The following is a 10,012-nucleotide window of genomic DNA, read 5'->3' on the forward strand; positions in this document are numbered from 1 at the left end:
TTATACTGTTCGACTGTTCTGCGAGTAAGTTTAATATATCGCTATTCGGTGGCTTTTCATCTACTTACCCTTCGAAATAATTAAAGATTTAAATACAATGTCCTTCCGACCATCTACCTGGTTATAATCAATAATCTTATAACCAAACCCTAAATAAACAGATGTACCGCCATCCTTATACAAATCTGTTCGAATTGCAAATAATGGTGGCATATCTCTTACTGCTCTTTTGTAATCAACAATAAAGATCGACATCACAATGATTACAAGAAATGATAATAACAGCATCTTTATTTTAGACATATAGACTCCTTATCTTCTAAGGGTTTGGTATTTATTAGACGGATACAACAATAGAAAGGTTTCCATTTCAACTATCCTGCCCGTTACTACAACGAACATCAAAAAGAAGCTGCCCTCGCGGCAGCTTCACGCTATCGTTACCCTTTGAGAGGGGTAAAAACTCTTGGTAGGAATATTTCATTGCTTCAATCATCTGTTCTGAGTTAAGCCTTCTTGCGACAGTGCAAAGGGGATCCCAATTATTAGAAATATAATATTGGTTGGCAAACTCAATTAAATCTTCGAATTCCTTATGATACTGCTTATGCAATTTAATTAAGCCTTCTGTAACAGATGCATCTATAAATAATGTCCCTGAAGTCAGGAAAGAAGCAAGCACATCAAACTTTATATCAAGTTCTGATACATTTTCAAAAAATGAGTTAAAGCATAAAATACATTTCCAGATCAGGGATATCATTGTAGACCGCCACATTAATATGAGGTCTTATTTCGGAAATCTCATCTGCTCGTTAGAAAAACGGCAGCCCTGAATCCGGTTTACTCCAATCTGATTATATTACTATTTCTTTAAATGATATGGCACAGTAGTAATAATTACATTCCTCCGAAATAGCAAGTGCGCTCGAATCAGTAAACTTGACTGGTTATGCAGGATGTTGTGCCAACCTTTCTTAGGTATGAATTGTGGGATAATCACCGTAACCTGGTAGTTTGATTCACTTGCTTTCCGTTGAACAGTATCAATAAATTTGGTCAGTGGATTAATAATACTTCTGTAGGGAGAGTGCAGTGTTACCAGTCTCACATCAGGATGCCATTTATTCCACTTTTCTTCAAATAATGTCTCATCTTCTCTTTCGAAAGGAACATAAACGGCAATAATTTGGTGAGGTGATAAAGATTTCGCATAATTGAGTGAGTTTTCTACGACATGAGTAATCCCAGCTACTGGGAGAATGATGACATTTCCCTCAATCGGCGCAGAAGGCTCACATGTTGTAATCCTTAGTTGATCACCGACCGCTTCATAGTGCTTCTTAATTTGATAAAAAAGAACAATGATTAAAGGCAAGAAGACTAACACTGACCATACCTGAGCAAATTTGGTCAAGAAAAACATCAACGTGACTACCAAGCTAATTGCCGCACCGGTGGAATTAATAATTAGTTTTGGAACCCAACCCTTAGGCTTTTCACGAATCCATTTTAACATCATACCCGTTTGGGAAAGGGTAAATGGGATAAATACCCCGACAGCATAAAGAGGAATAAGATGTTCGGTTTGCCCTTTGAATACAATAATTAAGATGATCGACAAAACTCCAAGAAAGATAATTCCATTGGAGTATCCTAATCGATCACCACGAATGGTGAACATTCTTGGGATAAATTTATCTTTGGCTAGATTAACTGCGAGCAGAGGAAAAGCAGAATACCCCGTATTTGCGGCAAGAATTAAGATTAATGCCGTAGTTCCTTGGATGAAGAAATACATAAAGTTCCGTCCAAAGGTTTGTTCAGCAATTTGTGAAACAACGGTAACCTCTTCTTTAGGAGTAACCCCGTAATAGTAAGCTAAGTATACAATTCCCGAAAATAATAATGCGAGTAAGGAACCCATCGCAATTAGCGTTTTAGAAGCATTATTAGGAGCAGGGTCTTTAAAATTTGGAATTGCGTTTGAGATGGCTTCTACTCCTGTTAGTGCCGAGCTTCCCGAAGCGAAAGCTCTAAGGAGAAGAAATAAACTAATTCCTGCTACTGGTGTACCGATTGGTGCATGTAACTCAGGAGATACATGACCCGTTACGATATTGTAAATACCTACACCAATTAAAATGAATAATGCTAAAACGAATAAATAAACGGGATATGCAAGTATTGATGCTGATTCAGTTACTCCTCTTAAGTTCAAGATTGTAATAAACAGTATAAATACAATGGCAATGCCTACATTATGAGCATGTAAACTGGGAAATGCTGATGTAATGGCATCCGTACCTGCGGACACACTCACTGCTACTGTTAAAATATAGTCTACTAATAATGAGCCCCCAGCTATTAATCCGGGGTACATGCCTAAGTTTTCCTTAGATACTACATAGGCCCCTCCACCGTGAGGATATGCAAAAATAATTTGTCTATATGAAAGAATTAAAGCGGTTAATAGAATTAAAACACCAATTCCAATTGGTATCGAATACCAAAATGCCGCTGCGCTAATTGTAATCAATACCAGTAGTATTTGCTCTGGACCATATGCAACTGAAGATAGAGCATCTGAAGACAGTATGGCTAATGCTTTTGTTTTATTAATTTTTTGCTCCCCTAATTCCGTTGATTTCAACGGTCTTCCAATTAAAAATCTTTTTAATATGGATATCATCCTTTGCCTGGCTCCCTTTTTAATTATGACTGCTCACATGTGAATATGTGGTTATAATCCCAATCTCATTACAAATTTATCCAAGACTTGATCCAGCCCTCCAAATCGCAATTCAATATTTAGGCAATAAAAAGCCACAGAGGTTTGAACCCCTGTGGCCATGTTTAAGTGATCACAGTATCAACATCCTCTCTCAGTCAACGCTTACGAGGTTAGCTGCCGGATTCGGATGGCGAGAGTCACCCTACTGCAGTTTGCATATCTGCAGATTCACCCCATGTAAATGATAAATTTGGCTGCATGTTGACCAAATTCGTCATTCACCTTGGTTCCCCCGTTTTTCCTTTTGGAAAACTCAGCGAATTAGAATATGAACATTAATTTTTATATTTTCAAGATTGAATACTACGCTTTATTGGTTCATCTGTAAAATGTTAAAAAATAAAAAAGCACCTAATTTCAGATCATACACAAACAAGAGAGCGCTTACTTTATATTTTCTCTTTGATTAACTTAATTATGCTCTTTCATTCTTTGTTTTCTCTATACCTACTCCACATCCTCCAAACATAACTGCACTTTAGTTGAACACCTTACTTATCCGAATAAAAAACGAAAACCCGCATTATGCGGGTCACTATCGGAATATCCTATTGCATTGCTTTTGCATACGCTATTCCTCTTCATCTTTTTCCCGTTCCCAATAACTTCCTTCACCGAAGTAATCCTGGCAAACGTTATCAAGGGTCTTCAACGAATCAATAAATCCTTTTAAATCACACGTATGAAAAGTATCTTTAAGCTCACGATTTTCTTCTGTAACTGAATATACGTGAATTTCTGTACAACCATCCCATCTAATATTAACATCAAGACGCTTATCCTCGGTTTCCAATTCTAGAGCTACCGTCCCACCATCTTCATCTCTTTTATGTTCTGTTTTTATAATCCACAATATAAAACACCACCTTTTGGTATAGGATTGCCAAAAGTGGAACCTTTTAAAAGCAATTGTTTACTGCGGCGGCGTCTGTAGCTGGTGGCTACCTCTCTGTCGAAGGAGACCCCACGCCTCAGCGAATTGAGGATGGGGCCATCCTGCTGTTCCCTTATGGGCACGCTCACTCGATCTGCGATGAACTTACTTCACCCCTGACTAAAATCGTACATGTGGGCTATGACGCGCAGCGTGAGTACCAGGTCTTCCCTTGTGAGGGCGAGGGATCAAAGATGGTCGTGCTCTGTGGCGCATTTCATTTGGAGCATCCCGGGGATTCTCCATTGCTCCATGGCTTGCCAAAAGTCATTCATATTCCTGCAGAACAGGGGCGATTGGCGCAGGGCTTCGCCGATCTTGTTCATTTCATTGCACGTGAATCGGCCGAGCACTTGGCTGGTAGGGAAGTCATGCTCAGACGCTTGACAGAATTACTCTTCATTCAAGTGATCCGGGTCTGGATCGACCGGCAAACTCAAGCTACAGACGGATGGGTAGCAGCGCTGCGCGATCAGCCCGTCAGCACCGCTCTTGGACTGATTCATCAGTATCCCGAACGTAGTTGGACGGTCGAGGAACTGGCAATGGCTGCGGCCCTCTCCCGGTCATCGTTCTCAGCTCGCTTCACCCGTCTTGTGGGTGAGCCCCCCATCAAGTATCTCACCCGTTGGCGCATGTACAAGGCGACCCGCTTGCTCAAGAGCGACGTCGAGATGGAAAAGATCGCCGAACTTCTCGGCTATGAATCGGAAGTGGCCTTTCGCAAAGCTTTCAAGCGAGAAGTTGGCATTCCCCCGGCCAGGTATCGCAAGTTGAGGTCGTAACATTAAACTGGAATGCTTGATAGTGCGGGCATTAAGAAAAGAAAAATCGTCAGCCTGCTGGAAAAATTGTACTGACTGACCCTAGAAATCGTAACAGCGACAGCCATGGACGAAAAAAAATAGTCCTAGACTGTCGCTGTATTATTGAACTATCGTTTTCCGATAGCGTAATTACTTTGGCTTCAACCGAATCACTTAAATCACTTAATGCTCGGAGGCGAACAGTAACTCCATCTTTGTCTTACCTATATTTTTTAACCATTCATTAAAAGTCAACAACCCGGGGTGTAACCTCCGGACTTCAGCAATATCAATTTTTAGTTCCTCATTATTAATAAACTCAAACGTTCTTGCTCCACTTGGGCTTATTTGATGAATAGTATCGATTGGAATCTCAACATAGGGAATATTTTTTCCGATAGCAAGCGATATTGCGTTCGATATAGCCACGGGGGTCAAAGAATCCCCGGCGAATTCAATTGTTTTGCCTAAGTATCTTTCGGGATTCTCAAAAGCTAAGGCTGAAAATATACCGATATCTTCAACAGCGATTAATTGCAATTTTATGTTTGATTTTATAGCAGTAGAAAGTTGGCCAGTTTGAAGTCCAAAGAGTGGATCGGAGAAATTATCCATGAACCAAGCAGGACGTAGAATTGTCAGTGGTAAATCAAGCATTCGAATGTAGTCTTCAATTTCCCATTTACTATAATTTCGTCCGCCAATTAATCGATCCGCTCCACTTACCGATGAGTAAAATAAAATGTTGAACACCAGCCTTCTTCGCCGCATTTGCTACATTTTTTCCAAATCTAACTTCGTCTTCATAGCTAAAATCCGGTGAAATATTTGGTGAGAATTCTGTAGGTTGAACGCTGAACACCCCGTATACCCCTTGCATAGCCTCCAGTAACGAATCAGGATTGTCATGGTCACCTTCAAAAATTTCTACCCCTGCTTTACGCAATTTTTCCGCTGAAGGTTTTCTTGGGTCACGGGTGAGAGCTCTAACGGACCAGTTACCATTTGCAAGTAAACCGCGTATTGTTGCTCCTCCTTGTTGACCAGTAGCACCAGTTACTAGAATGATCTTTTTTTTGTATTCCATAATTAGTCTCCCTTAACATTTTTCGAAGCCATTCTTGATGTTAAGCAGAGTATAACTTTTTGTTGTAAAATAATATAGTACGCACATTATTGTTATATTCTTAACAAAAAGTTAGTAAAGGAGCAAATTATGGACAATTGTAATAACGAAAAACTTAACTGTCCCATTTTTTACACACTGTCTGTGATAAGTGGAAAATGGAAATGGGCAATATTATTTTTCATAGCAAAAGAAGAAGTGATCAGATATGGGAAGATAAAAGAATACTTACCGCCAATTGCACATAAAACTCTTAGCCAACAGTTAAAGGAATTGGAGGGAGATGGAATTATCCATAGAGAACAATATATTGTCATGCCGCCAAAAGTCGAATATACCCTTACTGAGAAAGGTAAGTCACTGGTTCCAATGCTTGATTTTATGTTCCAGTGGGGCGAAAAATGGATCGATTGACATACCTCGAATAAACAGAGATCGGGCTTCCAAAAATATTGGAAGTCGGATCACCATTGTCGCTAACCTGCCCGTTGGGTGAACAAGGGCAGCCGATCGTTCTGACCGGCTGCCGTCGTGTCTTTATTCAGCTAACGGTATTGTTGCAATGATTAGTACTCTGTTCTTGGGTTCTCTTTCAGATCGCATTCCTCGTCGAAACATGCAGAGTGTGATTTATTTTGTCCGTGGTTTAGGTTTCTTAGGTCTCGTTTTGGTCATCGCCCCATGGCAGTTATATTTGGTTGCTGTGATCGGAGGTTTGGTTTGGGCTGGCAGTGCGGCACTTTCTTCTGCGATTCTGGGGGATATCTATGGCGTGAGATGGGTGGGTATTTTATAGGTTGGGCATATTTCATTTATCAAATCGGCGGAGCAACTGGTTCTTTTCTAGGGGGATGGAGCTATGAGCATTTTGGCACACATCTTGTTGCCTATAGTATCACCACCTTATTATTACTTTTGGCGAGTGTGGTATCTCTACAACTCCCATCCCAACTTAATTTTCCAAAAAAGCAAGATTTGTCCGTTAAGGTTACATTGTAAAAACGTAAACTTCCCAATATTTTTGGCAGGAATATACCTTTACATTCAACAAAGCAAAGAAATAGCAGCGTTCATTCAAGAATGTACACAAAAACCAAAGAAGGGAATACCGTCTTCCATGGATTCTCTTCTTTGGTTTTTCATAAGTTATTGAAGTATTCTGCCCGTTCAGCGACGAACGGCAGCCGATCGACTGGTCGGCTGCCGCTGTGTAATGATTCAACTATCGTTACTCTTAGCTTAGAAATACGAGGTTATTTCCAGAAAGTTTGAAGCCTAAAAGATTTCCTTTTTCCAGTGGCTTCCACCCTAGTCTGATTGCCTCAGTGATTATACTGGCTACCTCAGCAGGTGTTACCACCTTATTATTCAGTGATTCAACATTCGGAAACTCAACCCAATATTCATTAATATCTGACTCTACTTTAACTCTGATCAATTGTCCCTTGAACTCATCGTGTTGCAAGGTTAAAGTAAGAATCCCCTTTGCTGAAGGAGTGATTACCCATCTATATGCCTCTTGCCCAACAACGATCTTTCTTGATCCTTTTTTACTGATTGTCATAAATCCAACTCCAGCATAAAGTTACATCAAAAACAGCTTTGAATGCATCCTACAAAGGGCTTACCTCATACTACCACAATTAGAACTATCCTCCCTGTTCGTATTATGAGGTCACCAGAACTTTCTGGTCGACCTCATTTTTGTATGGTCGTAAGATAACGGTAGCCGGGGATCGAACGATTCTGCCGGTGGGACCTGGATCCTTCCGAAAGTCCCTGCCAAAAAATAGGAGAAAAATTTGTAGCAAGCATTCCAGCAACATCGAGGATTAATTCTTTCTTAACCATATTTCGCACCTTCCTCCAACACGTTTCAAACATATTCGACTTAAGCGCAAAAGCACCTTTTTTGGCAACTAGTTTAAAAGGTTGCCTGCATCGGCAACCTTTTCGTCATGGTGCTATCGTATCCGTTAGTTGAATAAGCGAGTGAATGCAAAAATCAGTAATCCTATAATTACTACCCAAATAATAATAATTATACTCCCTACAAACCAATTTTTTGGTTTACCACTCCTCATTCGTTCTTCCGCTTTCGCCCTCGACTCTTCAATGACAGCTTTTGGCATCATTTTTAATGTGAGCATAACACCTAAGGGTATCAGAATTAAGTCATCCAAATAACCTAGTACTGGGATAAAGTCAGGGATTAAATCGATTGGGCTAAAGGCATAAGCGACCACGAAAATAGAAAATAACTTTGCACACCAAGGTGTTCGGGCATCTTTATAGGCGAAATAAAGTACAAAAACTTGTCTTTTTAGGTTTTTGGCCCATGCTTTTAATTTTGCAACCACTATCTCATTCTCCTTGGCTCGGGATAATAATAATTTATTTTACCATTAGTAATGCTGCCCGTTAGCTTAATGAGTTTGCCGGATTCTATCCGCGTCGCAATCTCATCCTGGTGTTATGTAGCTAATGTCATCAGTTAGCTTAAAGTTCTTTTTCGAAATATTAGTTCTGATTACGCAGTTCCTCAGCCAATATATATAATTCAGCTAAATCTGTTCTTCCCTTTTGTATAAATTTCTCTGCTGCTTCCCCGACAGACATTATTTCTACTGCAACTACTTTCTCACCATCGTCTAGAATGAGGGGGTTCGAACTAATTTCTACGTTACCATATCCAACAAGGTGAAAAAATTCTGGGTGTGGTAGGTGAGGTTTATATGCGTGGTTATGATGCGAGAAACATTTCCATGCCCCAAAAGGCACGTATGTCTGTAGAATTGCTCCGGCTTCCTCGATAAGTTCTCGTCTTATTGTATCAGCATATAGCTCGTTTTTTTCCAATGTCCCACCTGGTATTTCCCACTCTCCACTTTCTAAACGAATAATAACACATTTTTCATTTATAAATGGGACCATATTAACATTACTTATCAAGTTTTCCTCTGGCATTTCCATGGTAAATTCCGATTCGATTTTCCCCCAAGTTGCTTTTTTAAAAAGGTTCGAATACTTGTCTTTGAAATACATTGGACTCCATCTCCTTGAAGAGAATTGACAGTCAAATCTATAACCAATTATACCTTTAGTTCCCGTCTCCGGTAAGTTTAATGAACTCGCGAGGATTCAGTCATTTGATTTAATCCATATACGAAGGGGACCTATCGTTGTCCATCCAGATAAGATGGCTGCTGTTAGATCATCGCCATTTTCATATCCCACCATTGGTATCCCAGGGAAATAGGTCGAAACAATTGGAACAATATCTGACCAAATAATTTTATTGCTGTTTGAAAATACATTAGATATCCCCACAGCATTAGCACTCAAGTTAGCTATAAATCCTGATAATTCACCATTTAATTCGCGCATAAAGATTTTTACATCTTTTCGCTCTAGCAGTTTTGGTTTTATCACTTTTTGCAATCCGCTTGCAATGGTCCACTCTTCAATATTTGTTGCAATTGGCTTCATGAGCTTATTTTACTAAATGGTCGTTCGGAACGATGGTAAAGTTTAAGTAAGTACCAAACTTTCCTGCCCGTTTCGTATTATGAGGTCAGCCAGAACTTTCTGGTCGACCTCATTTTTGTATGGTCGTAAGATAACGGTAGCCGGGGATCGAACGATTCTGCCCGTGGGACCTGGATCCCGAGAGCTATTCAGTTCATCCCCCCTACTTGTTCAACCATGGTTAGGCTGGTTGGGACATTGATCCCGGATCACATGCGATAGTGTGGAAGACAAGAAGGTTAGGGGTTGCCGGTGAAAATACTTTGGGAGTGATGACATGAATCCAGTCATTGGTGTGGATGTATCCAAGGGAGAGAGCCATGCACAAGCTTTTTTAGACCGTGGGATACCTCACAGGAAGATCTTTAGGTTTAAACATGATCTTGAAGGATTAGCTTCCTTTCTTAACTATGTAAGAGAAGTGGAGTCCGCTGCGGGGATGCGCCCTTGCATTGTTATGGAAGCAACAGGCCATTATCATAGCCCCATCGTTCAGTTTCTGGATGAGCACCAGTATCTTTACATCATCATTAATCCGTTAATCTCATATGAAGCCAAGAAAACCAATTTGAGACGGGTGAAGACGGATGCCGTTGATGCCTATCAACTTGGAGCGCTGTTCTATAAAGAAGAGTTTGAACCCTACAAAAAACGGGGTCAGCATCTCATGAATTTACGCTATCTAACACGCCAGCATGAATCTTTAACAGGTATGTATGTCCAAGCAAAACTACAATTTCAGGCCATTCTGGATCAAGTTTTTCCCGAATATCATGGCGTGTTTGGTGACCTATATTCAAAAGTTTCCCTTCGATTTCTAGCCT

General features: G+C 40.2%; 14 protein-coding genes and 1 riboswitch. Of the genes, 4 read left to right on the forward strand and 10 right to left on the reverse strand.

The genetic code is table 11. From position 1 onward, the window contains the following. Positions 1-60: 60 nt before the first annotated feature. The 4 genes from ICC18_RS12590 to ICC18_RS12605 all read right to left on the reverse strand — a co-directional run bounded on the left by ICC18_RS12590 (position 61) and on the right by ICC18_RS12605 (position 3,647). Positions 61-303, reverse strand: coding sequence for a hypothetical protein (locus ICC18_RS12590; protein WP_188174709.1), 243 nt, complete (start codon positions 301-303; stop codon positions 61-63). Between the two features lie 67 nt (positions 304-370). Continuing rightward, on the reverse strand, positions 371-763 hold the full coding sequence (locus ICC18_RS12595) for a 2'-5' RNA ligase family protein (RefSeq protein ID WP_188174710.1): 393 nt from the start codon (positions 761-763) through the stop codon (positions 371-373). A 102-nt stretch (positions 764-865) separates the two neighbouring features. Further along, positions 866-2,692: a potassium transporter KimA gene (gene kimA / locus ICC18_RS12600; RefSeq protein ID WP_188174711.1), complete on the reverse strand. Its 1,827-nt coding sequence runs from the start codon at positions 2,690-2,692 to the stop codon at positions 866-868. Positions 2,693-2,877: 185 nt separating this feature from the next. After that, a riboswitch (cyclic di-AMP (ydaO/yuaA leader) is annotated at positions 2,878-3,063 on the reverse strand. A gap of 302 nt (positions 3,064-3,365) precedes the next feature. Further along, on the reverse strand, positions 3,366-3,647 hold the full coding sequence (locus tag ICC18_RS12605; protein WP_223192488.1) for a hypothetical protein: 282 nt from the start codon (positions 3,645-3,647) through the stop codon (positions 3,366-3,368). A 56-nt stretch (positions 3,648-3,703) separates the two neighbouring features. Here ICC18_RS12605 and ICC18_RS12610 point away from each other — a divergent pair, with 56 nt between their 5' ends. Further along, the gene (locus ICC18_RS12610; protein ID WP_188174712.1) at positions 3,704-4,513 is read left to right on the forward strand and encodes an AraC family transcriptional regulator; all 810 of its coding nucleotides are present in this window, start codon (positions 3,704-3,706) and stop codon (positions 4,511-4,513) included. 204 nt (positions 4,514-4,717) lie between these two features. Here ICC18_RS12610 and ICC18_RS34310 read toward each other — a convergent pair whose 3' ends face one another. Together ICC18_RS34310 and ICC18_RS34315 are read right to left on the reverse strand one after the other, a co-directional pair. Beyond that, complete coding sequence (locus ICC18_RS34310) at positions 4,718-5,305, reverse strand: NmrA family NAD(P)-binding protein (protein ID WP_376745623.1); 588 nt, start codon at positions 5,303-5,305, stop codon at positions 4,718-4,720. Beyond that, positions 5,220-5,621, reverse strand: a complete 402-nt coding sequence (locus ICC18_RS34315) for an NmrA family NAD(P)-binding protein (RefSeq protein WP_262495860.1) — start codon at positions 5,619-5,621, stop codon at positions 5,220-5,222. The genes ICC18_RS34310 and ICC18_RS34315 overlap by 86 nt, the downstream gene beginning before the upstream one ends. A 129-nt stretch (positions 5,622-5,750) precedes the next feature. Here ICC18_RS34315 and ICC18_RS12620 point away from each other — a divergent pair, with 129 nt between their 5' ends. Together ICC18_RS12620 and ICC18_RS12625 are read left to right on the forward strand one after the other, a co-directional pair. Next, positions 5,751-6,074 (forward strand): winged helix-turn-helix transcriptional regulator, encoded by a 324-nt coding sequence (locus tag ICC18_RS12620; RefSeq protein WP_188174713.1) that lies wholly within the window; start codon positions 5,751-5,753, stop codon positions 6,072-6,074. Positions 6,075-6,380: 306 nt separating this feature from the next. Beyond that, entirely contained in the window at positions 6,381-6,659 is a 279-nt protein-coding gene (locus ICC18_RS12625; RefSeq protein ID WP_188174714.1) for a hypothetical protein, read from the forward strand. Between the two features lie 235 nt (positions 6,660-6,894). Here the strand turns inward: ICC18_RS12625 and ICC18_RS12630 are convergent, their stop codons facing one another. The 4 genes from ICC18_RS12630 to ICC18_RS12645 form a co-directional block, all read right to left on the reverse strand. Then, on the reverse strand, positions 6,895-7,224 hold the full coding sequence (locus tag ICC18_RS12630) for a hypothetical protein (protein ID WP_188174715.1): 330 nt from the start codon (positions 7,222-7,224) through the stop codon (positions 6,895-6,897). A gap of 412 nt (positions 7,225-7,636) precedes the next feature. Then, positions 7,637-8,020, reverse strand: a complete 384-nt coding sequence (locus tag ICC18_RS12635; protein WP_188174716.1) for a YkvA family protein — start codon at positions 8,018-8,020, stop codon at positions 7,637-7,639. A gap of 160 nt (positions 8,021-8,180) precedes the next feature. Continuing rightward, the gene (locus tag ICC18_RS12640; protein ID WP_188174717.1) at positions 8,181-8,705 is read right to left on the reverse strand and encodes an NUDIX hydrolase; all 525 of its coding nucleotides are present in this window, start codon (positions 8,703-8,705) and stop codon (positions 8,181-8,183) included. Positions 8,706-8,801: 96 nt separating this feature from the next. Next, on the reverse strand, positions 8,802-9,149 hold the full coding sequence (locus tag ICC18_RS12645; protein ID WP_188174718.1) for a hypothetical protein: 348 nt from the start codon (positions 9,147-9,149) through the stop codon (positions 8,802-8,804). Between the two features lie 316 nt (positions 9,150-9,465). Between ICC18_RS12645 and ICC18_RS12650 the strand changes: the two genes are divergently transcribed. Beyond that, a partial coding sequence (locus ICC18_RS12650) for an IS110 family transposase (protein ID WP_188174719.1) occupies positions 9,466-10,012 on the forward strand: 547 nt, incomplete at its 3' end.

Origin of the sequence: Paenibacillus sedimenti, assembly GCF_014534655.1 — a bacterium.
GTDB lineage: Bacteria > Bacillota > Bacilli > Paenibacillales > NBRC-103111 > Paenibacillus_E > Paenibacillus_E sedimenti.

What these genes read in the sequence shown, in the direction of transcription:
- ICC18_RS12645 (WP_188174718.1), bottom strand. Translation starts at nt 9,149, where the DNA reads ATGAAGCCAATTGCAACAAATATTGAAGAGTGGACCATTGCAAGCGGA.
- ICC18_RS12640 (WP_188174717.1), bottom strand. Translation starts at nt 8,705, where the DNA reads ATGTATTTCAAAGACAAGTATTCGAACCTTTTTAAAAAAGCAACTTGG.
- ICC18_RS34310 (WP_376745623.1), bottom strand. Translation starts at nt 5,305, where the DNA reads ATGCGGCGAAGAAGGCTGGTGTTCAACATTTTATTTTACTCATCGGTA.
- kimA (WP_188174711.1), bottom strand. Translation starts at nt 2,692, where the DNA reads ATGATATCCATATTAAAAAGATTTTTAATTGGAAGACCGTTGAAATCA.
- ICC18_RS12590 (WP_188174709.1), bottom strand. Translation starts at nt 303, where the DNA reads ATGTCTAAAATAAAGATGCTGTTATTATCATTTCTTGTAATCATTGTG.
- ICC18_RS12620 (WP_188174713.1), top strand. Translation starts at nt 5,751, where the DNA reads ATGGACAATTGTAATAACGAAAAACTTAACTGTCCCATTTTTTACACA.
- ICC18_RS34315 (WP_262495860.1), bottom strand. Translation starts at nt 5,621, where the DNA reads ATGGAATACAAAAAAAAGATCATTCTAGTAACTGGTGCTACTGGTCAA.
- ICC18_RS12630 (WP_188174715.1), bottom strand. Translation starts at nt 7,224, where the DNA reads ATGACAATCAGTAAAAAAGGATCAAGAAAGATCGTTGTTGGGCAAGAG.
- ICC18_RS12595 (WP_188174710.1), bottom strand. Translation starts at nt 763, where the DNA reads ATGATATCCCTGATCTGGAAATGTATTTTATGCTTTAACTCATTTTTT.